General features: G+C 65.2%; 19 protein-coding genes. 12 read left to right on the forward strand and 7 right to left on the reverse strand.

The window, feature by feature from the left end; translation table 11 throughout:
* Positions 1-9 precede the first annotated feature (9 nt).
* Positions 10-2,499 carry a DNA gyrase subunit B gene (locus K8R92_00005; protein MCE9618278.1) on the forward strand — a complete coding sequence of 830 codons (2,490 nt, stop codon included), beginning with the start codon at positions 10-12 and terminating at the stop codon, positions 2,497-2,499.
* Positions 2,500-2,517: 18 nt separating this feature from the next.
* Here the strand turns inward: K8R92_00005 and queC are convergent, their stop codons facing one another.
* Positions 2,518-3,234 (reverse strand): 7-cyano-7-deazaguanine synthase QueC, encoded by a 717-nt coding sequence (gene queC / locus K8R92_00010; GenBank protein MCE9618279.1) that lies wholly within the window; start codon positions 3,232-3,234, stop codon positions 2,518-2,520.
* 46 nt (positions 3,235-3,280) lie between these two features.
* On the opposite strand from queC, the gene K8R92_00015 reads away from it, so the two are divergent.
* The 8 genes from K8R92_00015 to K8R92_00050 all read left to right on the forward strand — a co-directional run bounded on the left by K8R92_00015 (position 3,281) and on the right by K8R92_00050 (position 12,879).
* Positions 3,281-4,132 carry a hypothetical protein gene (locus tag K8R92_00015; GenBank protein ID MCE9618280.1) on the forward strand — a complete coding sequence of 284 codons (852 nt, stop codon included), beginning with the start codon at positions 3,281-3,283 and terminating at the stop codon, positions 4,130-4,132.
* Between the two features lie 340 nt (positions 4,133-4,472).
* Positions 4,473-6,101, forward strand: a complete 1,629-nt coding sequence (gene groL / locus K8R92_00020; GenBank protein ID MCE9618281.1) for a chaperonin GroEL — start codon at positions 4,473-4,475, stop codon at positions 6,099-6,101.
* A 46-nt stretch (positions 6,102-6,147) separates the two neighbouring features.
* Entirely contained in the window at positions 6,148-6,441 is a 294-nt protein-coding gene (locus K8R92_00025; GenBank protein MCE9618282.1) for a co-chaperone GroES, read from the forward strand.
* 24 nt (positions 6,442-6,465) lie between these two features.
* Positions 6,466-8,079, forward strand: a complete 1,614-nt coding sequence (groL, locus tag K8R92_00030) for a chaperonin GroEL (protein MCE9618283.1) — start codon at positions 6,466-6,468, stop codon at positions 8,077-8,079.
* A gap of 103 nt (positions 8,080-8,182) precedes the next feature.
* Complete coding sequence (gene dnaJ, locus K8R92_00035) at positions 8,183-9,340, forward strand: molecular chaperone DnaJ (protein MCE9618284.1); 1,158 nt, start codon at positions 8,183-8,185, stop codon at positions 9,338-9,340.
* An 8-nt stretch (positions 9,341-9,348) separates the two neighbouring features.
* Positions 9,349-9,873, forward strand: coding sequence for a nucleotide exchange factor GrpE (locus tag K8R92_00040; protein MCE9618285.1), 525 nt, complete (start codon positions 9,349-9,351; stop codon positions 9,871-9,873).
* A 19-nt stretch (positions 9,874-9,892) separates the two neighbouring features.
* Entirely contained in the window at positions 9,893-10,399 is a 507-nt protein-coding gene (locus K8R92_00045) for a hypothetical protein (protein MCE9618286.1), read from the forward strand.
* 50 nt (positions 10,400-10,449) lie between these two features.
* Positions 10,450-12,879 (forward strand): VacB/RNase II family 3'-5' exoribonuclease, encoded by a 2,430-nt coding sequence (locus tag K8R92_00050; GenBank protein ID MCE9618287.1) that lies wholly within the window; start codon positions 10,450-10,452, stop codon positions 12,877-12,879.
* 3 nt (positions 12,880-12,882) lie between these two features.
* Here K8R92_00050 and K8R92_00055 read toward each other — a convergent pair whose 3' ends face one another.
* Entirely contained in the window at positions 12,883-13,647 is a 765-nt protein-coding gene (locus tag K8R92_00055) for a dienelactone hydrolase family protein (protein ID MCE9618288.1), read from the reverse strand.
* A gap of 109 nt (positions 13,648-13,756) precedes the next feature.
* Here K8R92_00055 and K8R92_00060 point away from each other — a divergent pair, with 109 nt between their 5' ends.
* Positions 13,757-15,157 carry an FG-GAP repeat protein gene (locus K8R92_00060; protein MCE9618289.1) on the forward strand — a complete coding sequence of 467 codons (1,401 nt, stop codon included), beginning with the start codon at positions 13,757-13,759 and terminating at the stop codon, positions 15,155-15,157.
* Here the strand turns inward: K8R92_00060 and K8R92_00065 are convergent.
* The gene (locus K8R92_00065) at positions 15,106-16,263 is read right to left on the reverse strand and encodes a tRNA-dihydrouridine synthase family protein (protein ID MCE9618290.1); all 1,158 of its coding nucleotides are present in this window, start codon (positions 16,261-16,263) and stop codon (positions 15,106-15,108) included. The genes K8R92_00060 and K8R92_00065 overlap by 52 nt on opposite strands.
* Positions 16,264-16,324: 61 nt before the next feature.
* Here K8R92_00065 and K8R92_00070 point away from each other — a divergent pair, with 61 nt between their 5' ends.
* Positions 16,325-16,759: a hypothetical protein gene (locus K8R92_00070; protein MCE9618291.1), complete on the forward strand. Its 435-nt coding sequence runs from the start codon at positions 16,325-16,327 to the stop codon at positions 16,757-16,759.
* 1 nt (position 16,760) lies between these two features.
* Here the strand turns inward: K8R92_00070 and K8R92_00075 are convergent, their stop codons facing one another.
* Complete coding sequence (locus tag K8R92_00075; GenBank protein ID MCE9618292.1) at positions 16,761-18,212, reverse strand: Gfo/Idh/MocA family oxidoreductase; 1,452 nt, start codon at positions 18,210-18,212, stop codon at positions 16,761-16,763.
* A gap of 57 nt (positions 18,213-18,269) precedes the next feature.
* Complete coding sequence (locus K8R92_00080; GenBank protein MCE9618293.1) at positions 18,270-20,108, reverse strand: hypothetical protein; 1,839 nt, start codon at positions 20,106-20,108, stop codon at positions 18,270-18,272.
* 248 nt (positions 20,109-20,356) lie between these two features.
* Between K8R92_00080 and K8R92_00085 the strand changes: the two genes are divergently transcribed.
* Positions 20,357-22,738 (forward strand): FG-GAP-like repeat-containing protein, encoded by a 2,382-nt coding sequence (locus tag K8R92_00085; protein ID MCE9618294.1) that lies wholly within the window; start codon positions 20,357-20,359, stop codon positions 22,736-22,738.
* Here the strand turns inward: K8R92_00085 and K8R92_00090 are convergent.
* Positions 22,724-23,671 (reverse strand): MBL fold metallo-hydrolase, encoded by a 948-nt coding sequence (locus K8R92_00090; GenBank protein MCE9618295.1) that lies wholly within the window; start codon positions 23,669-23,671, stop codon positions 22,724-22,726. The genes K8R92_00085 and K8R92_00090 overlap by 15 nt on opposite strands.
* Before the next feature lie 21 nt (positions 23,672-23,692).
* Positions 23,693-25,285 (reverse strand): glycerol-3-phosphate dehydrogenase/oxidase, encoded by a 1,593-nt coding sequence (locus K8R92_00095; protein ID MCE9618296.1) that lies wholly within the window; start codon positions 25,283-25,285, stop codon positions 23,693-23,695.
* Positions 25,286-25,288: the final 3 nt, after the last annotated feature.

Below are 25,288 nucleotides of genomic sequence, written 5' to 3' on the forward strand. Positions count from 1 at the left end.
GAGCCGAAGATCAGTGGGCAGAAGGTCACCAAAGAATACAATGCGGCGGACATTCAAGCGCTTAAGGGCCTCGAGGCTGTGCGCAAACGTCCCGGCATGTATATTGGGGACACAACCACCCGCGGACTTCATCAGCTAGTACTGGAAATCGTCAACAATTCTGTTGATGAAGCGATGGCCGGCCACGCTGAGAATATCTGGGTCAAGATTAACGCCGACGGTTCGGCCTCAGTTTCGGACGATGGGCGCGGAATGCCTGTTGGCATGCATCCCACCGAGAAGCGCGAGACCCTCGAAGTAATCATGTGCGAGCTCCACGCGGGTGGAAAGTTCGGCGGCGGAAGCTACAAGGTTTCCGGAGGCCTGCACGGCGTGGGCGCCTCGGTGGTGAATGCGCTGTCCGAATGGTGCGAGGTCGAAGTGGCGCGCGGCGGCAAGGTCTACCACATCGAATTTGAACGGGGCGACGTGAGTTCCCCCATCAAGGTGATTGGAAAACGGGATAAGACCGGCACCAAGGTGTCGTTCATGCCCGATGCGCAGATATTTCCCGATATCAATCTGGATTATGACCGGCTGGTGGCGCGTTGCCGCGAACTGGCTTATCTCAACGAATCCCTCGCCTTCTACATCGAAGACGAACGCACGGGCAAGAAGGATGAATTCAAGTACAGCAAGGGGATCATCCAGTTCGTCAAGCAACTCAACGAAGGCAAAGAAGCGCTACACGCCCATGTGGTCTATCTGGAAAAAGAGGAAGATGGAAAAGAGTCTCCGATGTCGCTGGCGATTGCTATGCAGTACAGCGATGGCTATTCGGAAAACATCCATTCTTTCGCCAACGCCATTAATACGCCGGAGGGCGGTACGCATCTCTCCGGGTTCAAGACTGCGCTCACTCGCACCATGAATTACTACGCCAAGAGCAATAACTTGATCAAAGACGAAAAGGAAATGCCTAGCGGCGATGATCTCCGCGAAGGCCTTGCGGCAGTCGTCACGGTGAAATTGCCGAATCCTCAGTTTGAAGGTAACACTAAGCACAAACTCAGCAGCGGTGAGATTGAGGGCTTCGTGACACAGGCGGTCAATGAGACTCTCGGCACTTGGCTGGAGGAACATCCGGCTGACGCCAAGCGAATTTTCCAAAAAGGACTGCTGGCCCGGCACGCCCGCGAAGCCGCCCGCAAGGCCCGCGAGCTCACCCGCAAGGGCGCCCTCTCCTCCGGCGGCCTACCCGGCAAGCTCTGGGACTGCTCCTCCAAGGACATGGAATCCACCGAACTCTACATCGTCGAAGGCCAGTCGGCAGGCGGCACCGCCAAGGGCGGCCGCGACCGCGTCTTCCAGGCCATCCTCCCCATCAAGGGAAAAATCCTCACCGTCGAAAAGGCCCGCATCGACAAGATGCTCGGCCATGAAGAAATCCGCACCATCGTCCAGGCCCTCTCCTGCGGCATCGGCCTGCAGGAATTCGACATCAACAAGCTCCGCTACGGCAAGATCGTCATCATGACCGACGCCGACGTCGACGGCAGCCACATCCGCACCCTGTTGCTCACCTTCTTCTTCCGGCAGATCCCGGAGCTGGTGCGGCTGGGAAAAATCTTCATCGCGCAGCCGCCGCTCTACCAGGTGGCCCGCGGCAAGAGCGTCGAGTACGTGCTCAACGACCACCGCATGAACGAGGTGCTGGTGACGCTGGCCATGCGCAGCAACGCGGCGCTGATTCTGCGCGACGCCAAGGGCAAGGAGACCGGCCGCATCGAGGGCGAGGCGCTGCGCCGCGTCATCCGCGAGTTGACCCGTCTCGAGGAGCTCTGCGTCGTCAGTCAGTACCGCGGGCTGCAGTTCCCGCGGCTGCTGGAGTCCCGGGCCAAGGATCCCGAAGGCAAGAACCGCCTGCCCAGCTTCATCCTGGCCTGGCGCGGCCACGACGAGCTCTTCCACCGCGAGGCGGATGCCATGAAGGCCCTGGCCGCGCACAAACTGAAACTGGTCGACGTGGGCACCAGCCACGAGGGCGAGGATCCCGCGACCCTAGCCACCCTGCGCGTGCTGCACGAGAACCGCGAGATCGACAAGATCTTCGAATCCCTCGAGAAGGCCGGCCTCTCAATGAGTCACTGGACCCTGGTTCAGGAGGAGGGCGTGACCGGAGAGCGACTGCCCACGCGCTACGGCTGGCTGGTGCAGAACGAGAAGTCCAAGGACACCGAGCTGGTCGAGGTGGCGAACATCCCTTCGATCCTGCAGAAGCTGCACGAGGTCGGCCGCCGCGGCATCGAGGTGAAGCGCTTCAAGGGCCTGGGCGAGATGGAAGCCATCCAGCTCTGGGACACCACCATGGATCCGGCGCGGCGCACGCTGCTGCGCGTGACCTGGGATCAGGCCAGCAACGCCGACAATCTCTTCTCCATCCTGATGGGCGAGGACGTGGAGCAGCGTCGCAACTACATCGAGAAGCACGCGCTCGAAGTCAAGAATCTCGACATTTGATTTCGGCTCGGCGTCAATTCACTTGACGCGCGGGTCGCGCTCGCGAGCCTCGGCGAAGCCCTTGGCGCGCAGCCGGCACGAGTCGCAGGTCCCACAGGGCTCGGCGCCGGGACCGGGGTCGTAGCAGCTGGTGGTGAGTGCGAAGTCCACCCCGAGCTTCCTTCCCAGCGAAACAATCTCCCCCTTGGTCATCCGCAGCAGCGGCGCCCGCACCGTGAACCAAGGCTCGCCCGCGGGGGGGGCTTCCACGCCGTCGCGCGTGGCCAGATTCGCGAGTCGCTCGAAGGCCTCGATGAACTCCGGACGGCAATCCGGATAGCCGGAGTAGTCCAGCGCGTTGGCGCCGAAGGCGATCTGCCGGGCGCCGATCGACTCGGCGAATCCGAGGGCGACCGAGAGGAAGATGGTGTTGCGCGCCGGCACGTAGGTGACCGGGACATCGACCCCGCCGAGGTCGCGGCCGCGGGGAACCTCGATGTCGGCGGTGAGCGCGCTGCCGCCGAGCGTCCGCAAGTCGACGGCCACCTGCCGGTGCTCCGCGGCGCCGAGCGCTTTCGAAACGCGCCGCGCGAACTCCAGCTCGATCCGGTGCCGCTGCCCATAGTCGATGGCCAGGGTGGCGCAGCGGCATCCCTCGGCCTGCAGGGCCGCCAGCGTGACCGCGCTGTCGAGTCCGCCGGAAAGCAGGACGACCGCCCTGCGGGCATCGGGAGGCGTGTCTCGAATCGGTTTCATCGGGGATTCCGGCGCGGGCGCCGCGTTGAAGTATAACTTTCACTCGATGGCGACATTGGCGACCCACATCCGCTGCGACCGCTGCAAGTACGACCTGCACGGGCTCGCCCTGCTCGACGTCTGCCCGGAGTGCGGTCTCGCGGTGGCGACCACGCTGGCCGGCAGCGAGGACCAGACCGTCCGTTCGCTCGTCGCGTTGCAGCGGCCCCATCGCGTGGCGGCCCTGATGATCGCGATTCCGCTGGCATGCCTGCTGGCCGCGGTGCTGCAATCCGCCGGTCCCCTGCTCGCCTTCATCGACTCCATGTCGAACCAGACCAGCCGCTTCGCGGAGCAGGTCCGCTTCTGGGGATGGAGCGCCTCTTTCGCGCTGGTTGCCGTCGCGATCCTGATCGCGATGCTGGCCCTGCTCCCGGCCGAGCTCTCCCTTCGCGCCGAAATGCGCCGGTGGCGGCACTGGCTCAACTCGGGGCTGCTGCTCTGGGCCGCGACGCTCGCCGCGATCATCGTGGTGTCGATGCGTCCGGTCCTTCCGCGCGGCGTGCTTGAGATGATCGCCCCCGCGCTGCAGCTGCCCGCATTCGCGATCACCCTGATCAGCTATCGCCGATTGATTTTCGTCTGCGGCCGGCGCTCGCAGGCCTTCCGCGAGGCGGGGGCGGCGCGGCAAAAAATCAATCTGCTCATCTACGCCCTCGGCCTGGTCATGGTGGGCGCGATTGCCTCTCCGATTCTCCGCAACCGCCTCGGATGGGACTTGGTCGCCGTGCTGGCGGACAGCCTGGTGGTGATCGAAACCGGGATTCTCATTTTTGGCCTGGCCTACCTGGTCGCCAACGCTTGGTGGATCGCGCACAGCCTGCTGATGCCCCCGATGAAATTCGACATTTCGAATTGACCGGGGGGTCCCCAATGGGGCCCAAAACCCCGCCTGGCGCTGTCAGGTTGGCAGACTGGCCTCCGTTGAAGCCAGATTCGGATCATGCCCAGGTCCAAGGGCACCATTTTTCCAGTTCAAATGAGGCTCCGAGCCCCACAAAGGTCTGGTTGAAGTCTCGTCAAATTGGCTCTAACCGCCTGTTTTATAGATGTTTACGCGAGTTCATACTCGGGGGAAACCGGTCCCTGATCATCTCCAGCACTTTGGCATCCCATTTGTATCTAGAGGGGTCTCCCTCAATTTTGAGGCACGCAACGTCACATCACCTTCACCAACACTCCCACGGAGAAACACCCCCATGTCCGTCAAAGAACTCTCCTTCGACATCGAAGCCCGCAAGTCCCTGCTTGCCGGCGTCGAGAAACTCGCCGCCGCCGTCAAGAGCACGCTGGGTCCCCGCGGACGCAACGCAGTGCTGGACAAGAGCTGGGGCGGACCGACGGTGACCAAGGACGGCGTCAGCGTCGCCGAGGAGATCGAGTTGACCAACAAGACGGAGAACATGGGCGCCAAGCTCGTCAAGGAAGCCGCGAGCAAGACCAGCGACGATGCCGGCGACGGTACCACCACCGCCACGGTCCTGGCCGAGGCCATCTTCCGCAGCGGACTGAAGTTCATCGCCAGCGGCGCCGAGGCCAATGCCCTGGTGCGCGGCATCCGCAAGGCGGTTCTGGTGGTCACCAAGAACATCGAGTCGCTGGCCAAGCCTGTTTCCAGCGTGGCCGGCGGCATCGCCGCGGTCGCCAGCATCTCCGCCAACAACGACGAGGAGGTCGGCGCCATGATGGCCAAGGCCTTCGAGAAGGTCGGCAAGGATGGCGTGATCACGGTCGAAGAAGGCAAGGGCCTGGAGACCGTCGTGGACGTGGTCGAAGGCATGCAGTTCGACCGCGGCTACCTCAGCGCCAACTTCATCACCGACACCGATGAGATGACCGTCGAGTTCAGCCGCGCTCTGGTCCTGATCTACGAGGACAAGATCGACTCCATCACCAAGCTGGTGCCCTTCCTCGAGAAGGTCATGGACGCCAAGAAGCCTCTGCTGATCATCGCCGAGGACATCACCGGCGAGGCCCTGAGCACGCTGGTGATCAACAAGATGCGCGGCGTGCTGAACGTCTGCGCGGTGAAGGCCCCCGGCTACGGCGACCGCCGCAAGGCCATGCTCGAAGATCTCGCGATTCTCACCGGCGGCGAAGCGATCATGAAGGATCTGGGCATCGATCTTGACAAGGTCGTCATCTCCCAGCTCGGCCAGGTCAAGAAGGTCACCGTCGACGCCGACAACACCACGCTCGTCGAGGGCGCGGGAAGCACCAAGGCCATCAAGGATCGCTGCGAGCAGATTCGCGCCGAGATGGAGAAGACCGACAGCGACTACGACCGCGAGAAACTGCAGGAGCGCCTGGCCAAGCTCGCCGGCGGCGTTGCTCAGATCAAGGTTGGAGCCAGCTCCGAGACCGAGCTCAAGGAGAAGAAGAGCCGCGTCGAGGACGCACTGCACGCGACCCGAGCCGCGGTCGCCGAAGGCGTGGTCGCCGGCGGAGGCGTCAGCTTCGTCCGCAGCATCGCCGCGGTCAAGAAGGCCCGAACCACCGTCGAGGGCGACGAGGCCTTCGGCTTCGATGTCATCGCCGAGGCCCTCTCGGTTCCGCTGCGCGTGATCGCCGAGAACGCCGGTGAAAAGGGCACCGTGGTCGTCTCCAAGGTGCTCTCCATGACCGGTCACAACGGCTTCAACGCACTCACCCGCACCTACGGCGACCTGATCAAGGACGGCGTCATCACGCCGGCCAAGGTCGACCGCTCCGCATTGCAGAACGCGGCCAGCGTCGCCGGACTGCTGCTCAGCGCCGACTGCGTCATCACCGAGGCTCCCAAGCCGAAGGATGCGCCGGCCGCCCACGACCATTCGCACGCCCACTAAATCGTTTCCAATCATCAATCGTTCACAACCCAACGGAGTCAACACCATGTCAAACATTCGTCCCCTCGAAGACCGCATCCTCGTCAAGCCGCTCGATCCCGAGACCAAGACCGCAACCGGCCTCTACCTTCCGGAGAGCGCCAAGGAAAAGCCCATGCAGGGCAAGGTGGTCGCCACCGGTCCGGGCAAGCTGCTGGACAACGGCACGCGCCAAACCCCGCTCGTCAAGAAGGGCGACACCGTCGTGTACGGGAAGTACTCCGGCACCGAAGTCGAGATCAAGAACACCAAGCACCTGATCGTTCGCGAGAGCGAGCTGCTGGGCATCATCGAAGGCTGATTCAGAAAGACCAAAGGAAACACCATGAGCAACAAGCAGATGAAATTCAAGGCCCTGGCCCACGCCGAACTCAAGCGCGGCGTCGACCAGATCGCCCGCGCCGTCGCGGTGACAATGGGACCGACCGGCCGCAATGTGATCGTGCAGAAGTCCTTCGGCAACCCGAGCGTGACCAAGGACGGCGTCAGCGTCGCCAAGGAAGTCGAGCTGCCCTGTCCTTTTGAAAATATGGGCGCCAAGCTGGTGCACCAGGTCGCCAAGAAGACCGCGGATGTCGCCGGCGACGGCACCACCGCCGCCACCGTGCTGGCCGCCGCCATCTTCAACGGCGGGTTGAAGTTCGTCGCGGGCGCGGTCAACGCCGTCGCTCTGCAGCGCGGCATCAATCTTGCGGCCACCGCCGCCAGCAACGCGCTGGTCGAGATGGCCCAGAAGTGCAAGGGCAAGGCCGATCTGGAGAAGATCGCCACCGTCAGCGCCAACCACGACGCTCAGCTCGGCAAGCTGATCGCCGAGGCCATCGACCGCGTCGGCGCCAACGGCGTCGTCGAGGTGGAGGATGGCCGGACCGCCGAGACCACACTCGAATACGTCGAGGGCATGAGTTTCGACAAGGGCTACCTCTCCCCCTACTTCATGACCGATCCCAAGAAGGGCGAGTGCGTGCTTGAGAATCCGCAGATCCTGATCCACGAGAAGAAGATCTCCAACCTCGCCGATCTGCTGCCCCTGCTGAACAAGGTGGCCCAGTCCGGCAAGCCCCTGCTGATCATCGCCGAGGAAGTCGAGAACGAGGCCCTCGCGGCCCTGGTCGTCAACCGCCTCCGCGGCGTGCTGCAGGTCTGCGCCGTCAAGGCTCCCGGTTTCGGTGATCGCCGCAAGGCCATGCTGGGCGACATCGCCACGCTGACCGGCGGAACCTTCATCGCCGAGGACCTCGGTCGCAATCTCGAGGACGTGGCGCTGGACGAGCTGGGAACGGCCAAGCGCGTCGTCATCGGCAAGGACGAGACCATCATCGTGCAGGGCGGCGGCAAGAAGAGCGAAGTCACCGCCCGCGCCGAGCAGATCAAGTCGCTGCACGACAAGAGCACCAGCGACTACGACCGCGAGAAGCTGATGGAGCGCCACGCCAAGCTCACCAGCGGCGTCGCCGTGATCCATGTCGGCGCCTCCACCGAGGCGGCCCTCAAGGAGAAGAAGGATCGCGTCGACGACGCGATCCACGCGACCCGCGCGGCCGCCAAGGAGGGCTATGTGCCCGGCGGCGGCGTGGCCTATCTGCGGGCCATCGACGCGGTCACCAAGGCGAAGGCCAAGGCCGACGGCGACGAGAAGTTCGGCTTCGACATCGTGATCAGCGCCATGCGGACTCCCTGCTGGCAGATCGCCCAGAACTCCGGCGTGGACGGCGACGTCACCGTGGAGAAGGTGCTTGAAGGCAAGGGCGCCTACGGCTTCAACGCCGGCAGCGGCGAGTACGAGGATCTGGTGAAGGCGGGCATTATCGATCCCGTCCTGGTCACCCGCACCGCGCTGCAAAACGCGGCCAGCGTCGCCGGCCTCATGCTTACCACCGACGTCCTGGTGACGGACTTGAAGGACGACGCGGAGCCCGTGGAAGACAGCGTCAGTTGACACCCATGCGACATGGGTTTGATTCGGTCTTGACCCAGGGACCGAGTCGGCATTGAAAACCGGCTCGGTCCCTTTTTCGTTCAACCCACCCAGCGGAGCCCCCGTGGCGGAACCTCGCGACTACTACGAATTGTTCGGCATCGCCAAGGACGCCTCGGCGGACGACATCAAGCGCGCCTATCGGCGCCTGGCGATGAAGTACCACCCCGACCGCAATCCCGGCGACGCCGCGGCCGAGGCGGAATTCAAGGCCTGCGCCGAGGCCTACGAGGTGCTGGGCGACCCGGAAAAGCGCGCCCTCTACGACCGGTATGGCCATGCGGGCCTGCGCTCCAATCCCCACCATGACTTCCGCTCGATGCACGTGGAGGACATCTTCTCGATGTTCAACGACATCTTCGGCGGCGCTGGCGGTGGCGGCGGCGGGCGCCAGCGCGGCGTGGCCCGCGGCTACGACCTGGAGACCGAGGTGGAGCTGGAGCTGAAGGACGTCCTCAACGGCTGCGAGCGCGACGTGGAGTTCACGCGGCAGGATGTCTGCACCGTCTGCTCCGGCAGCGGCGCCAAGGCGGGCTCGACCCCCGTGACCTGCCCGACCTGCCAGGGCCGCGGACAGGTGCAGCAGTCGGGGCTCGGCGGCATGTTCCGCATGGTCACCACCTGCCCCAACTGCCAGGGTGCCGGCAAGATCGTCATCGACAAGTGCACCACCTGCCGCGGCAGCAGCCGCGTGCCCACCAACAAGCGGCTGCGGATCAAGGTGCCCGCCGGCATCGCCGACGGCCAGGTGATTCGCGTGGCCGGCGAGGGCGAGCCACCGCGCCGCGAGCTCAGCATGGACGGCAGCGGCGTGCGCGGCGACCTGCACGCCGTGGTGCGCGTCAAGGAACACAAGGATTTCGAGCGCGACGGAGACGACCTGGTCATGGCCCTGACCATCGGATTCTCGCGGGCGGCGCTGGGCGGCGTGGTCGAGGTCAAGTCGATCGACGGCCCGGTCTCGATCGAGATTCCCCACGGCTCGCAGCAGGGCGACACGGTGCGCATCGACAACCGCGGCGTGCCCAACCTCAAGAGCAAGAAGCGCGGCGACCTGGTCGCGGTGCTGATGCTGCAGGTTCCGAACAAGCTCACCGACCGGCAGCGCCAGCTCCTGGAGGAGTTCGCCCGCACCGAGAAGATCGAGCCGCGCAAAGGCGCCTCCAAGAGCGGCTTCTGGGACAAGATGAAGGATCTGAAGGATTCCCTCACCGGCGGATAAGGATCACCATGAACAGCAACGACCAAACCAACAACACCGCGGACGCCGACGACGAAATGCCGGAAGCCGCCGGCACCCCCGAAGAGACCATCGTCCAGCTCGAGCAGGAGATCGTCGAGCTCAAGGAGTCGCGCCTGCGGGCGCTGGCCGATCTGCAGAACACCGCGCGGCGCGGCGTGGAGAACGAAACGCGGGCGCGGATCCAGGGCATCATGGGCGCGGCGCGCGGAGTCATTCCGGTGCTGGACCAGTTCGAGCTGGCCCTGCAGCAGAAGGATCTGACCGCCAAGCAGGCCGCCGAGGGGCTGCGCCTGCTCCAGAGCGAGCTGTGGAAGTCGCTTGAGCGCGTGGGAGTGGCCAAGATCGAGCCCAGCATCGGCGACGCCTTCGAGCCGGACAAGCATGAGGCCGTGCTGCAGCAGCCCGCCGAAGGGGTCGAGGCGGGCGCGATCAGCATGCGCCTGCAGGATGGATATCGCATCGGCGAAACGGTGCTGCGCCCCGCGAAGGTCGCCATCCAGCCCAACAGCTGAGCGCCTCGCTGTCACGACCATGCCGACCTATGAATACATCTGTGACGCCTGCGGCAAGGAGTACGAGAAGTTCCAGTCGATCACTTCCAAGCCCGACCGCGTCTGCCCGAAATGCAAGGCCCGCAAGGTGCGCCGCAAGATCGGCATCGGCTCGGCGGTGATCTTCAAGGGCAGCGGCTTCTACGAAACCGACTACCGAAGCGAGGGCTACACCAAGGCCGCCGAAGCGGACCGCAAGTCCTCCGAGACACCCAAGGCCGACGCATCTTCGGCGAATGAAACTTCAAAGCCCGGCGCCGAAGCCGCAAAGCCTGCAAGCGGAGCGACCGCCGGAAGCGCGGCATCGAATGATTCGAAGAAGAGCGGCGCCGATTCAAGCGCGGCCAAGGCGACCACCTCCGAGCCGACCAAAACCAGTTCCGATGAAAAGCCGCGGCGTTCCTCAAAAGAGGGCATGGCGGCGAAAGCGGTCCATCCATCGCGCGTGGGTCGCGGCCAGGGCAACCTGCGCCGCAAGACCAAGTGATCGCGCGGCCGCACATGATCCCAATTCTCTTTCAAAGATAGACTCGTCCAATGCCCCGCAGATTTACTGACCGAATCATCCAACATTTGTCCCACGATGGCGAGCGCGCCATGGAGGCCGACGTGGTCGCACACCGGCTTCGAATCGAGGACGATGAGCGCGCCGCATTCCATGCCGCAGTCAAGCTGCTGGCGACCGACGGACGGATCGAACTCGACCCCAAGGGCCGCCTGCGCCTGCCCCTGCATGAGGACGAAGTGACCGGCCGCCTCTTCGTGACCCAGAAGGGCCATGGATTCGTGCGGCCCGACCGCGTCTCGCGCGACGGCGATCTTTTCCTGCAGGCGGGCAATCTCGGCGACGCCATGAGCGGCGACCGTGTGCGCTGCGCCGTGATCCGAAAGAATCGCAGCTGGTCGGCGCCGGTCCGCGGCGCGGCGAGCGAATCGGGCGTGACCGGGCGCGTCCTTGAAGTGCTTGAGCGCGGCCGGACCCGCTTCACGGGGACTTTGGCGCAGGATGGAAAGCGCTGGATCGTGCAGCCCGACGGCAAGGCTTTCCGCGGCGAACCCATCATCGTGCGAGATCCGCATGCGAAGGACGCCAAAGCCGGAGACAAGGTGACGCTGGATCTCGTCCGCTTCCCCTCCGAGGGAGTGCTGGCCGAGGGCGCCATCGTGGAGGTGCTCGGCCCCGCGGGACGGCCCGATGTCGAGACCTCTGCCGTGATGCGCCTCTTCCAGCTCAGCGAAGGCTTCAGCGAGAAAGTCGCGTCGGAGGCGGCGCTGGCGGCGATCTCCTTCGAGCGCGAGAGCGCCGGCCCCTGGAAAAAAGAAGAGCGGCTCGACCTCACTGACACACTGACCTGGACGATCGATCCGCCCGACGCCAAGGACTACGACGATGCCTGCTCGGTCCACTTCGACGCCGAAAGCAACACCTGGGAACTGATGGTGCACATCGCCGATGTCAGCCACTTCGTGACCCAGGGCTCCGAGCTGGACATGGAGGCCGCCGAGCGCGGCAACAGCACCTACCTGCCGCGGCGCGTGGTGCCCATGCTTCCCGAGACCCTTTCCAACGGCGTGTGCAGTTTGCAGGAAGGCGTGCCGCGCTTCTGCAAGACCTCCATCATGCGCTTCGACGCGCGGGGCCGCCCGCTGGAGTCGCACTTCGCCAGCACGGTGATCAAGAGCGACAAGCGCCTCACCTATCTCGAGGCGCAGAACCTGATCGATGGCCGCACCGCCGAGGCCAAGAAGCACGCGCGCAGCGACACCGAGCCGACCGACGAGGTGGTCGCCAACCTTCGGCTGGCCGACCAACTCGCCAAGATCCTGAAGAAGCGCCGCATGGCGCAGGGGCAATTGGTTCTGGATCTGCCCGTCTCGGTGCTGGTCTATGACGAGGCAGGACATGTCATCGACGCCGTGCCCGAGGACAATGCCTTCACGCACACCCTGATCGAGATGTTCATGGTGGAGGCCAACGAGTCGGTCGCCCGCCTTTTCGCCGAGCTCGACATCCCGCTGATCCGCCGCATCCATCCACCGCCCGCTTTCAAGACCATGGAAGAGCTGCGGACCTTCGCTCGAAGCGTGGGTTTCCGACTGCCCGACGAGCCGGAGCGCCAGGATCTGCTGGCGCTGCTGGAGAAGACCCGCGGCAGCGACTCCGCCCGCGCCGTCCACATGGCGGTGCTCAAGACGCTCTCCAAGGCCACCTACTCGCCCGCGATGATCGGGCACTACGCGCTGGCCAGCGAGCACTACACGCATTTCACCAGCCCAATCCGGCGCTATCCCGATCTGCTGGTGCACCGCGCCCTGCAGGCGTGGCTTGACCACACCGAGAATGGAACCGTAGTTCCCGGCGGCAAGAAACGCAAGGCGTTCCAGCATCAACTCGAAGGCGACGCCCGCTGCCTGGACGAGGTGCGCCTGGCCGAAGCCGGTCGCCACTGCTCCGACACCGAAGTCAACAGCGAATCCGCGGAGCGCGACCTGCGCGCCTTCCTGGTGCTGCAGTTCCTGCATGAGAACCACATGGGCGACGAGATGGACGCGGTGGTCACCAACCTGGCGCCGGCGGGCGTCTGGGTCAGCATCAACCGCTATCTCGCCGACGGGCTGGTGAAGTTCAACGCACTGCCTTCAAGCCGCGACCGCTCCGACCGGTGGATCCTCAACGAGAAGTCGGGGCGGCTGGTCAGCGCCCGCAGCGGCATGAGCATCGGTCTGGGCGATCCGGTCAAGGTCACCGTGCTGGCGATCAATCTGGCCAGCCGTTCGATGGACCTCTCCATCACACGGCTCGGTCTCAAGAAGGATGCGACCGCGGCGCCGGTCGACAAGAAGAACAAGCCGCGGACCTCGGGAGGGCGCGATCCGCGCCGAGACCTCTTCACGCGCGACGATGTCGCGCAGACCAAGGGCCACAAGCGAGGCTTCAAACGCGGACGCCGCGGCCAGCGGCCGTGAGACTCAGCCGGGCACGGGACATTTCGCCCAGGACGCGGCCGGCGACTCTGCAAGCGTTTCGCGCAGGAAATCTTCCATCGCCGCGAAGGCACGCCGATTCGCCAGCGGGCAGAATTGCATTCCGCCCGCAGCATCCGTAGCCTGCGGATTCGTGAAGGCATGACCGCGATGTCCGTAGGCCTCAAGGGTCCAGTCGCATCCTGAATCGGTCAACTCCTTCGCCCAGGCAAGCACATCCGCGGGCTTCGCCATGGGATCGTTCCAGCCATGGAGCGCCAATATCTTGGTGTGCAGCGGCTTCGCGCCGGCGGTCACACCGGATGGAGCTCCGAGCAAACCATGAAAGCTCACCACACTGCGCACGCCTTCGAGACCGGCGCGGGCCACATCCATCGCGCAGAGGCCGCCGAAGCAGAAGCCGATCGCTGCGATTCGATGTCGATCCACTCGAGGATGGTGGCGAAGCGTGTTCAGCGCCGCCTGCGCCCGCGACAGCAAGAGGGCGCGGTCCTGGACCAGCGGTTGCATGAGGGCGGCATTTTCCTCGGTGGAGTTGCCGCGGCGGCCCTTGCCATACATGTCCACGGCGAAGCCGACATATCCCAGCGCCGCCAATTTCTCCGCCTGCAGGCGGGCGAAGGCATCCTGGCCCGCCCAGGCGTGGAAGATCAGCACGCCGGGGCGACGATCTCTTTCGGCATCGTCAAAGGCGGCGTACCCCTCGTACTCCATCCGGTCGTCGGCGTAGGAAATGATCTCGGTTTGCATGACGCGGATCCTAGCCCAGGAAAAAGGGGCAGCATTTCGGAAGCACCGCGTGGCGCCGCTAAGGTGCCCGCTCGTCAAGGAATCGCGAAGAGGCGGAAAGGGAGGAGCCATGGAAGGCTGGAAGGTCGTCGCCCATTGCATCGTGGTCTGCGTGTGCGCGGTGGGGCCCGTGCGCATCGGCGAAGGGACGCCGCCGGGAAGCGGCATCATGGGCGGAGGGATCCAAGCGGCGCTGCCGCATGGCAGTGCGGCACCCGCGGCCCATTCCTCCGCCCCGATGCCTCCGGCCTGGCAATGGCAGTCCACCATCGAGCCCAATGCCAACAACTTCGACTGGAAGCTGGGCGCCGCAGTTTCGATATTTGAGCGCACGCTCGCCGTCGGACCTGCGCGCGATTGGGACCTTGGAACAGACCAGGGCGGCGTGCAGATGTTTGCGTTCTCCGGTCGGCGCTGGAACCAGTGCGCGGCGCTGTCGCCGCCATCCGGCGACGGACACTCGCAGTTCGGCGCGTCACTTGCCCTTCAGAACCGGATGCTGTTGGTGGGCGCGCCGCGCGATTCCGAGATCGCCTTTGAACAAGGGGCGGCGTTCGTCTATCGGCAAACCGGCGAGCAATGGGATTTGGACGCGACGCTGCGAAGATCCGTCGTCGGCGCCGGAGACCAGTTCGGGGCGGCGGTCGCCTGCGACGAGCACACGCTGGTCATCGGTGCGCCCAAGGCGGACGAGGGGGCGATCGACTCAGGCGCCGTCGAGGTGTTCGAGCGCGTGGGCCAGTCCTGGCGCCCGGTCGCCACGCTGGTGTCCAATCCGCCAGTGGCCGGCGCGCTTTTCGGCCTCTCGATCGCCATCGACGGAGGGCGGATCGTGGTCGGCGCTCCAGGCGATCGAACGGATGGCGCGTACTCGGGCCGGGCCTTCATCTTCACGCGAGGCGCCGGAGGTTGGTCGCTCGAAGCCTCGCTCTCCTGCCCGGGCGGAACGCGCGGCTGGTTTGGCAGCGCCGTCTCCGCAAGCCAGGGCCGCATCCTGATCGGCGCGCCGCGGCTGGTCCGCGCCGGTCGGACGGACTTCGACCCGCGCGGAGCCGTGTTTGAATTTCGTCGTGCCAAGGAGGGATGGTTTGGCGCCGCGGCCATCATGCCTGCCGATCCACTTGAGGGGGACTCGTTCGGATGCGCTGTGGCGCTGCAAAAGGATCGCGCCGTGTTCGGAGCCAGCGCTGATTCACGCTCGGGGCATCTTGCCGGCGCCGCGTTCGCGGGATCGCGCAACTCCGAGGGTCTCTGGAGCGTGGATAGACTCGCGCCGCCTGACGCGGCCGCCGGGCAACTCGCGGGGCATGCGGTTGCATTGTTCGGTCCGCGCATCGTCGTCGGCCGCTTGGGAAATCCGGAGGAGGATCCCGCCCCAGGCGCGGTCTCGGTGTTCGTGGCCGCTTCCGCGCCGACGCCTCAGCGCGAGGAAACCACGGCGTCCGCGGCGCAATCCTCCGCCGTGCCGTAGTGCCGCGCGATCACGCTCCGCCACTGCTCCATGGTTTCGCACTGGATGAAATCGTTCTTCACTTCCAGCTCGCTCGGATGGTGGGCGGCGAACTTGATGCCGAACTTGCGCATCCGCCGCCCGGCGTTGCGCTCGCCGTGGATCGTCTGGGCGAACTGGCAATGCTGCAGCAGCGCCTCGCGCTGCTCGGCGAGCGAGGGAAGTCGCGGCGTGCGCCCCGCCATCAGATCGCGGGCCTGGGTGAAGATCCAGGGATTGCCGATGCAGCCGCGGGCCACGCTCACCGCGTGCACGCCGCACAGGTGCAACATGTGAAAGATGTCCCAGGCGCTCCACACATCGCCGGAACCCATCACGATCCGATCGGGCCGTCGCGACACGAGATCCCTGAGCACCTCCCAGCGCGCGAACCCCTGGTACTTCTGGAGGACGGTGCGGGCATGCACCACCGCCCACGCGTAGCCGATCTCGTAGGCGGCGTCGAAGACCATCTCGAAGTTCCCCGCCATCTCGGGAGTGTCGTCCCAGGCGCGGCGCATCTTGACCGTGCAGGGCACCGACGCGGGAACCGCCTGCCGAACCGCCTTGAGCACCTCGATCGCCTCGCGCGGATGGGCGAGGAAGTGCCCGCCGCGGTTGGACTTCTGGATCTTCTTGACGGGGCAGGCAAGGTTGACGTCGATCACGTCGTAGCCCATCTTGACCAGGATCAGCGCCGCCTTGGCCATCTCGTCGGGATGTGTGCCCATGACCTGGCCTGCGATCGGATGGTCGTCCAGCCCCGCGACCTGGTTGTCCTCGACTTCGCCCAGCCCGCACTCGCTGGCGATCAGATCCGGATCCTCCTTGCGGCGGCCCTTGCCGCCGTTGACCAGGGTCCGATCCAGCAGCGCCTCGGTGATGCAGAAGGGCGCGCCATGCCGCCGCGCCACCAGGCGCATGGCGCCATCGCTGTAGCCGGCGAGCCCCGCCTGGAAAAACGGGGCGTCGAAGCCGGGGACCGTCGCGGGAATCCGCGGGTCCATCCGGAATTGGCGGGCTACTTCGGCCGCCTGCTCGCGCGAGGCGCGCGGTGCCTGTTCTTCGGGTTCGAGGTTGACGCTCACGGAGCCCAGCATATTCCAGCCGCTATCCTTTCCATCGACGATGGATCGAACTTTTCACGGAATGTTTCGGCGATTGGGCCTGGCCCCGCTTCTGGCCGGTTCGTTGGCTGTCTCATGCACCATGGTGCCCTACGAGCCCTCGAAGGCGACCCGCCCCTATCCCTTCGAGCTGCCGCAGGGAAGCGTGGCGCAGGTACAGGTAATTCCCGAGGCGGATTCGCTGCGGATCATCAACGCGACCGCGACCGACTACCGGAACTTCGACCTCTGGCTGAATCAGCGCTACGTGGTGCACATGCCGGAGCTACTGGCCGGACAAACGATCGAGGTGCGCTTGAACACGATGTGGGACCAGGCGGGCGGCACGCCATTTTCAGGCGGAGCCTTCCGCTATTTCCAGCCCACGCCGATGGTGCTCGTGCAGATCCAGACCGACGACAAGAGTCCGTTGATCGGGCTGGTGCCGACGCTTCCCGAGTCGACGCGAGAGCGCTGATTCAGGAGAGTCCCTTGACGCTCCATCCGTCCCGGTACTTGGTCTTCAGGAACTGAGCGCCCTTGGGCTCGTTGGAGAAGGCGAAGCTCTTCGGGTCGTACTGCAGATCGCGATTGGCGAAATGGCTCGCCGCCGCGCCCACGCTCAGGCTTTCGCAGAGCAGTCCCGCGAAGGCGAAATTGGCCTCGGGCTTGGTCTTGCCGAAGCACCCATCCACCCAGTGGTGCCAGTGGTTGCGGGTCTCCAACTTGGGCAGGTTCAGCGCGATCGCCTTCTTGTTCTTGTCCCAGACCTGCGGCTCGTCGGTGAGGGCGAGCTTCTTGGGATCCTTCGGGTCGGCGCGCTCCGGATCCAGCGGGCAGAGCATCACGCCTTTCTCGCCGATCACCACCGCCGCGTTGCCGCGGATGTCGACGCCATCCGGTATGCCCATCTGGGCGTTGGTCGGCCGAAGCCCGCCGTCATACCAGGTCACGGTCACGCCCTCCGCCACGGTCCGGTCGGTCGGCGCGTACTTCAATGTGATGGTCTCCTTGGTCGGGAACTCATCCTCGGTCGCGTCGGTGCAGTCGCAGCGAACAGAGGTCGGCAGCCCCAGCTTCGCCGCCAGGAAGGGATAGTCAAGGATGTGGCAGCCCATGTCGCCCAGCGCGCCGCAGCCGAAGTCGTAGGTGCCGCGCCACATGAAGGGGGCGTAAGCGTCCTTCACATAGGGGCGGGTCGGCGCGACGCCCAGCCAGAGGTCCCAAGAGAGCCATTCCGGCGGCTTCTCCGAGCCGGTCGGCATGGGCTTGCCCTGCGGCCACCAGCCCATGGGCCGATCGCTCCACGCATGGATGGCGCTGATTTTTCCGACGATGCCCTCGTTGAGGAGCTGCAGCTGCTGACGGCGCCCGATCATGGCGGATCGCTGCGTTCCCATCTGCGTAACCACCTTGGAGTTCGCCTTGGCGAAGTCGGCCAGCATCCGGTTCTCGTAGGCGGAGTGCGCCAGGGGCTTCTGGCAGTAGACGTGCTTGCCCATCTGCATGGCGCTCATGGCGATCGGCGCGTGCATGTGGTCGGGGGTCGACACCGAGACGGCGTCGAACTTGTCGCCAAGCTTGGCGAACATTTCGCGCCAATCGGAAAACCACTGCGCCTTGGGAAACTTCGCGGACAGCTTCGACTTTTCCTGTGAATCGACGTCGCAGAGCGCGACAATGTCGACGTTCGGGTGCGCGGAGAGCTGCTCCAGATCGGACTCCCCCATGCCGCCGACGGCGACCTTGGCGAGCTGAAGACGCTGGTTCGGCCCCAGCTGGAAGCGCGGCTCGAGGCGCGGCATCAGCGGAAGCACGGCGAAGGCGGCGGCGCTGCGGATGAAGGTGCGCCGGGAGGGATTCCAGAGGTTCGCCAAACGAGGGCTGAGGGCGGAAGACTCGGCCGCTTGATTCGAAGTGGTTTTCGTCATGCGGCAATGGTACATCGCGGGAATTGACCCGCCCCCGCCGCGCCGCATGAAAAGGCCTCAGTTGATGGTGTTGCCGCCGCGCTGACGACCACCTTGGCCGCCACCGCCCTGACCGCCGCCTTGTCGACCGCCCTGCGCGCCGCCGGGGCCCCCGCCAGGGCCACCGGGCCCGCCATCGTTTGGCCGCATCTGGCGGAACAATTCGCCGCGCTCATCGCCCTCGATGATGCCGTTGCCGTCCTTGTCCACGCTCTTGGCCATGGCTCGATTTTCCTCCGGCATGTCCGCGATGGTCCACGATCCGAAGGGCCCGCGCTGACGGCCGTCTTCCCGTCCATTGCCCTTGGGCAACTGGGCGACTTGCTCCGCAGTGAGCAGCGACTTCAGTCGCTCGACATATTTGTCGGTCATGGTGCCGCGCTTGGAAAGCATCTCGTCGGCCACATCGGGATCGTTGCGACCGAACATGCGCCCCGCGCCGCCATTCAGAAGCCCCGCGGATCGGACCGCCTCCTCTTGGAGCTGCGTGGGTTCGTTCTTGCGGATCGCCTGGGCGATCTTCTCGTTCATGCCGACGATCTCCGCCATCATGGCCGTCTGCATTTCGGCGATGGCGGCCTTGGTGTCGGGGTTCAGGTCCTCAAACGTCAGGGCCTTGTCGAAGGCACGCTCGGCGCGGGTCGGCCGGTAGACGCGGCCGAAACCTGCGGCCAGCGCCGCCTTGGTGAAGCGCTGTGCCTCCTCCGGGGGAAGCGCGCCGGCGACGGCGGTGCGGAACTGCTCGTTGGTGTCGCGCACATTGTTGCGCAGGTCGATGCCCTTGGAGGCGATCTGTTCGATGCTCTTGGCGTCGCTGTTCTGAATCGCGGCAAGCACCTTCGACTCGTTCTGGGCCAGGTAGTCGCTGCGTCGCTTCAGCGCCTCGTCCAGGCGCAGCTCGTATTCGTCCAGGATCGGCGTGACCGCGGTGATCTGCTCCTTGGAGAGGCCCGCCTCGTCGACCACGGCGAAAAGATTCACGTTCTCGCCGCTGAGGCGGCCGCGGCTCAGCAGCTTCTCGCGACGCATGAAGCGCTCGAAGGATTCCCATCGGGCGGCTTGTTCCGGCTTGAGCGTGGTCTTGATGTCGTCCATGACCTGGCGGTCCATCACGGCCCGCTCCCTGCGCCACTTCTCGTAGAGCTGGTTCATGTTGCCGACGATCTTGCGGGTCTCCGCGGCCTCGCCGCTGGTCTCGCGCTCCGCGGCGATCTGCTGCGACATCTTGTCCATCTGGTCGCGGAAGTACTGGCCGCGCTGCTCGGGGGACATCTCGGCGCCGGACTCCTTCTCGATCTGCTCGATGTCCTTCTGGGCCTTCTCGCCGAAGTTCTGGAAGCGCTCGCGCATGTTCCCGCCCATGAAGCTCTGGAACATGGAGCGCATCAATTCCTGCTGCGCCGCGGAAGCCTTGTCGCTGGCGGCGGTGAAGGTCGTCTCGTAGTCGACCACGAAATTCTCGACCACGGTGATCTGGCCGTCGTCCAGCTTGAGCTGCTCCTTGATCAGTGGCACGTCGCGCTTCACGATGTAGGGCTGGAACTGCTCGCGCAATTCGGTCACGGCGCCGAGCGAACGCTGGAGCCCTCCGCCCGGGCCGCCGCCCATGCCTCCCATGCCTCCCATGCCACGGCCGCCGGGTCCGCCCTGGCCACCCTGCCGTCCATCCTGGCGATTGCCTTGCCGGTTTCCCTGATCAGCGGGCGGCGCGGACTTGTCCGCTTGGCCAGCGGCTGCCGCCGGCGATGGCGGCGCGCCGGCTCCCGATGCAGGCGGCGTCTGAGCCGTCGCCATGAAGGACAGGGCGAGCGGCGCAAGGACGAATGCTGTTTTGTTCATGGCGATGGAAACGTTCATGGTCAGGGCATATTCGCCCAAGTTGCCGAGTTTCACCTGATTGGAAGAAGAATTTTCCGGCTTTGAACGCGCTCGCGGCGTGAGTTTCAGTGCAACGGTCGAGTCGAAACTGTGGTCTTATAACCGTGTTCGGATCGACCTGGCATTTCAAAATGTTGCGGAATGCCGAAAAAGAAGCCATCTCTGCAATTCTGACCCATTTCTCCTCTTCAAGCTCATAGTTGGAGCGGATCATAGTGAGGCACCCGATGCGATTCAGCCGCAACACATTCCTGATGGCCTGCTGCGCCCTTGTCCTGGGCTTGGCCTCTCCATCAAGCGCGGGCTGGGTCATCAATGACAAGCTGACCGCCTACCCCGCGATCACCAAGGAAAAATTCGGATGCTCCGTGGCGACGGATGGCAACTGGCTCGCGGTCGGCGCCACCGACACCGCCATCGTTGGATTTCGATCGACCGGCGCCGTCCATCTCTTCGAGCGTGTCGGCGATCAATGGCTTTTTCGACAGACGCTTTTCCATCCGGCGCCCTTTTCCTTCCAGGCCTTCGGCAACGCGGTGGCGCTGCGGCAGGATCATCTGGTCGTCGGCTCGTGGGGAAGCAACGGCTTCGCGGGCCGCGCCTTTGTCTACACGCGCGGAGGTGATGGCCGCTGGACGCTCGCCGCGACGCTTGAAGCGGCCGATCCCCAGCCTGCCAAGCCGGCTCTCTTCGGCTGGAGCGTTTCGCTGGACATGCCCTCATCGGGACCCGGAGTCATCGCGGTCGGGCGCGTGAACGACACGATCAACAGCACCGGCGCAATCTATGTGTTCGAAGGGCGCGACGGAACCTGGACCCAGGTGTCCAAGCTCACGGCCTCCGACGCAACGCGCTCCGACCAGCTTGGAACAAGCCTTTCCGTTCGAGATGGAACCTTGGTCGCCGGCGTTCCCCGCCGGCGCGTTGCCTACATCTTCACGCGCTCGATGGTCGGGGACACGCCGGTGTGGAGCCAGACCGCGAAGCTGTCCGCCGCGGCGTCGGCGCTGGGCGACAACTTCGGATTCAGCGTGGCCAGCGCCGGAAATTTCGTCGCCGTCGGAGCGCCCAGCCGCCTGGGCAGCGCGGGCGAAAGCCGCGCTGGAGCCGTGGTCATTTTCTACAGCAACGGCACGATCTGGCAGGAAGGCGCGACGATCACCGCGCGCTCGGAGATTTCGGGCGACTCCTTCGGCTACGCCGTCGGCGCCGCGCCACTGCCCAACTCTGTCCAGGGGATCGTGGTCGGGTCGGCTCTTTCGCGCGACACGCCGCTGGCCAACTCCGGCGCCGCCTTCGCCTTCCGCGGCTCGGCAAATTCCTGGAAGCTGGATGACACGGATCTCTGGACCTCGGCGGCGGTGGCCAATCAGAACATCGGCAAGTCGCTGGGCATCTCCTCCGATGGATCCGTGGTGGCGCTGGCCACCGACGGCCCGACGAATTCCACCGGCGGCGCCTTTCCTTTCGTGTTCGACGCCGCCTCGTCTTCCGGAAGCGGCGCCACGAGCGGCTCATCGGGAGGCGGCTCGTCGGGCAGTGGAGGTTCGGGAAGCGGCGGCTCCGGCGGCGGAGGCTCGTCGGGAAGCGGAGGTTCCGGCGACACCGGCTCCGCAGGCGGACCGGGCGATGATCCGGCCGACACCTTCGGCGCCGGCGGCAATGTCCGTCCGGTCAATGCCCTCTCGCCGCTGCAGAACAACATCGGCATGGTGAGCGACACTCTGGTCGCGGACAACGCCGTCAGCCAGACGATCACAGGACTGCAGCTCGCCCACCCCGAGACGCTCAATGCAGAACTTCAGGCCAGCCCGCTGCTGCTGGCCACCTATCCGGGCAACCTTCGGCTGGTCGCGGTCGCCGACTGCAACGGCGACGGAGGCAGCGATCTGCTCTGGCAGGATCGAAACACCAACGAGGTGGTGCTGTGGACCCGCGATGGAACCACGATCACCAAGACCAAGGTGGTCGCGACTCCCGCCGCCGGAGTCACCGCGGTCGCCGCTTACGACGTGCAGGGCGACGGCAGCGCCGACGACATCCTGCTGCTCAATCCCGCGACCTCGACGCTGAGCGTTGTGAACATGTACGACGGCGAGGCGGTCAACACGGTCGATCTGGCGATGCCGGGCGGCGGATGGCGACCGGTGCCCTATCCCTTCATCGCCAACTCGGTGCTGATCCGCAACCCGGGCACTGGCGAGCTTCGGCGCATCACCATGCCGGACACAGGCGTCGACTCGCGCACCATCGAGGTGGGTTCGCCCCCCGCGAGCTACGAAATCCAGGCGATCGGCGATCTCGACGCTGACGGTCAGCCCGACCTGGTGGCGCGCAGCGCCGCCGACGATCAGGTCCGCTTCTACCTCATGAACGGCAATTCCATTTCGCAGGTGTGCACGGGCATTCCAACCGGGCACTGGAACGTCACGGGCTTGCGCGACTTCGACAGCAACGGCGTCCTCGACCTGCTGCTGAGCGAATCCGGCGGCGACCGTCGCATCGTCGTGCTCTACATGCAGGTGCTCAGCAACATTCCGCAGATCAAGAGCAACCAAGTGGTCGGGCGCCTCGGCATGGGCGGCGTCGTCGGCCTAGGCACCCGTTGAGGCGAGCCGGACCGCACCCTGCAGATTCATCCGCAGAAAATAATCGCCGAGGAAGGCCTTGAAGTGCGGCGCCGTCACGCCGGCGGCTTCCGCCTTCGGGTGGAGCCAGGCGCGATAGTCGTCGACAGCCTTCGAGAGCGCGATCCGATGCGCCTCGCTCTCGCGCGGCCCGCTGGCGACGACCGCCTGGGCAAGATGACGGAGCTCCGCTCTCTCCTCGTCGAGCCGGGCTTCCACGCGGTCGATGTACTGCCGCGCAGTGGCGGCGCTCTCCGATCGAAGCCCTCCATGCGTGAGCCAGAGATGGGTCGGTTCCGCATCGCGCAATTTCTGCAGGCTTCGCTTCCATGCGGCTGGATCGAACTCGGGCGGCGGAGTGGGAATGGAGATGAAACCGCTCTCGGGCATGGCGATGCCGAGTACATCCCCGACGAAGATGTGGCGATGACCGTCGGAGTCGAGTTGCCAGGCGTGGTGATGCCGCGCGTGACCTGCTGTTTCAATGGCGCGGAATTGAAGTCCCGCGGCGGAGACGATTCCTCCGTCATCGACGGCATGCGCCTGCGTGGGCGGCACCGGCCAGAGGTCGCCGTAATAGCGCTCGTACATCGCTCCATGCACGCGCCGACTGCTGGCGAGCAATTTTTCCGGATCGATCAGGTGCGGATGACCGAAGGGATGGACCCAGATCCGGGCGCCGCATGCCGCGAGATGACCCGCCGCTCCCGCATGGTCCAGATGAATGTGGGTGAGAAAGAGATCCTCGATCTGAGTCGGATGCACACCGCATTCTTCCAACTTCGCCTCGAGCGCAGGCCAGGTCACGGCCGTACCGCATTCGACCATCGCAAATCCCTCTGGCCCCTCGATCAGGTAGGCGTTGGCCGCGCCGGGAAGCTCCAGGTAGCCGACGTCGAGAGGATGGATGTGCACGGCCATGAGTGTGGTGGAATATCACATCGGCAGGTAGTGCCGGGCCAGTTGGGCAAATTGGGCCGTCTGCTCGATGGCCCATGCCCGGTTGCGACCGAGTTCACCCGCAAGGAGATCGGCGACCGCGGCGGAGCACTCAAGGGTCGCCCGCGCGTCCAACAGAAGCGAGCGCGTACGCCGCGAAAGCACATCCTCCAGCGTCCGCGCCTGCTCGCAGCGCGCCGCCCAGGCGACCACCGCCATTGGATAGGGCAGGCGCGGATGCAGCGGCGCTGCCAGCTCCGGCCGTGACTTCATCAGCGCGGCGACGGCCTCGGCATCGCTGCCGTAGCAGCGCAGCCACTCTGGAAATTTGGCGAGCGACTTGAGATCGTGCGATGCGCCATGGACAAGCAGCGCCTCGGTCCGGCAGGGTGCCGAGGGCAGCGATCCCGAAAGAATCGCGGCGTCGACCGTGTCTTCGGCCATCTTTCGATAGGTGGTCCACTTGCCGCCCATCACGCTGACCATGCCGCTCGCGCTGGTCAGCACAACGTGCTCGCGACTCACCTTTTTGCTGGCTCCGCCGTCGGCGCCGCCGGCGTGGACCAGCGGCCTTTGCCCGGCGAAGACGCTCAGCACATCCGATCGCTGCGGCTCGCGCTGCAGGTAGCGCGAGGCGTTTCGCAATATGAATCCGATCTCCTCCTCGAGCGGCTTGGGCTCGATCTCGGCGACTTTCATCGGCGTGTCGGTTGTGCCCAGGATCACCCGGTCATGCCAGGGAATCACGAAGAGCACGCGGCCATCGTCGGTGTGCGGCACCATGATCGCAGTCTCGCCCGACAGGAAGGACTTGGGCAGCACCAGATGCACGCCCTGGGCGGGCTCGATCATCGGCGTGGCCGCGGGATCATCCATGCGGCGGATGGAGTCGGCGAAGATGCCGGTTGCGTTCACGACCACCTTGGCGCGAATGGTGAACTCCCGGCTCGTCTCCTCGCAGCGGACGACGGCGCCGACCGCGCGGCCGCCCTCATGCAAAAGCTTCACGACCGCGACGCGATTGGCGGCCACGGCGCCGAACTGCTGCGCCGTCTGCAGAAGATTCACCGCCAGGCGGGCGTCGTCGAATTGTCCGTCGTAATACTCGATGCCTCCCTGCAGATCCTCGCGATGCACATTGGGAATGAGCTCGATGGTCTGCTCCGCGGAAAGAGTGCGGCTTGACTTCAAGTTCAGCTTGCCGGCCAGCGCGTCGTAGAGTTTCAAACCGGCCCCATAGAAAGGGCCCTCCCACCAGGTATAGCGCGGCACGATGAATGCCAATGGATGGACCAGGTGCGAGGCGTTCTGGTGGAGCAGGCCGCGTTCGCGCAGCGCCTCCATGACCAGCGAAATGTCCATCTGCTCCAGGTAGCGCACGCCGCCGTGGACCAGCTTGGTGCTTCGGCTGCTGGTGCCCTTTGCCCAGTCATGCGCCTCGACCAGCGCGGTTTTGAACCCGCGGTTCGCGGCGTCCACCGCCGTACCCAGGCCGGTCGCCCCGCCACCGATCACCAGGATGTCAAACTGTTGGCCGCCAAGATTTTTCAGCGATGATTCGCGGGCGGATTGGATGGTCGTGGATTGCATGGC

The organism is Planctomycetota bacterium (assembly GCA_021414025.1).
Lineage (GTDB): Bacteria > Planctomycetota > Phycisphaerae > Phycisphaerales > SM1A02 > SYAC01.

Coding starts and splice junctions, on each gene's coding strand:
- K8R92_00045 (MCE9618286.1), top strand. CDS start 9,893: ATGCCGACCTATGAATACATCTGTGACGCCTGCGGCAAGGAGTACGAG.
- K8R92_00095 (MCE9618296.1), bottom strand. CDS start 25,285: ATGCAATCCACGACCATCCAATCCGCCCGCGAATCATCGCTGAAAAAT.
- K8R92_00050 (MCE9618287.1), top strand. CDS start 10,450: ATGCCCCGCAGATTTACTGACCGAATCATCCAACATTTGTCCCACGAT.
- queC (MCE9618279.1), bottom strand. CDS start 3,234: ATGAAACCGATTCGAGACACGCCTCCCGATGCCCGCAGGGCGGTCGTC.
- K8R92_00040 (MCE9618285.1), top strand. CDS start 9,349: ATGAACAGCAACGACCAAACCAACAACACCGCGGACGCCGACGACGAA.
- K8R92_00015 (MCE9618280.1), top strand. CDS start 3,281: ATGGCGACATTGGCGACCCACATCCGCTGCGACCGCTGCAAGTACGAC.
- K8R92_00080 (MCE9618293.1), bottom strand. CDS start 20,108: ATGAACGTTTCCATCGCCATGAACAAAACAGCATTCGTCCTTGCGCCG.
- K8R92_00055 (MCE9618288.1), bottom strand. CDS start 13,647: ATGCAAACCGAGATCATTTCCTACGCCGACGACCGGATGGAGTACGAG.
- groL (MCE9618281.1), top strand. CDS start 4,473: ATGTCCGTCAAAGAACTCTCCTTCGACATCGAAGCCCGCAAGTCCCTG.
- K8R92_00025 (MCE9618282.1), top strand. CDS start 6,148: ATGTCAAACATTCGTCCCCTCGAAGACCGCATCCTCGTCAAGCCGCTC.
- K8R92_00085 (MCE9618294.1), top strand. CDS start 20,357: ATGCGATTCAGCCGCAACACATTCCTGATGGCCTGCTGCGCCCTTGTC.
- K8R92_00060 (MCE9618289.1), top strand. CDS start 13,757: ATGGAAGGCTGGAAGGTCGTCGCCCATTGCATCGTGGTCTGCGTGTGC.
- K8R92_00070 (MCE9618291.1), top strand. CDS start 16,325: ATGTTTCGGCGATTGGGCCTGGCCCCGCTTCTGGCCGGTTCGTTGGCT.
- K8R92_00075 (MCE9618292.1), bottom strand. CDS start 18,212: ATGACGAAAACCACTTCGAATCAAGCGGCCGAGTCTTCCGCCCTCAGC.
- groL (MCE9618283.1), top strand. CDS start 6,466: ATGAGCAACAAGCAGATGAAATTCAAGGCCCTGGCCCACGCCGAACTC.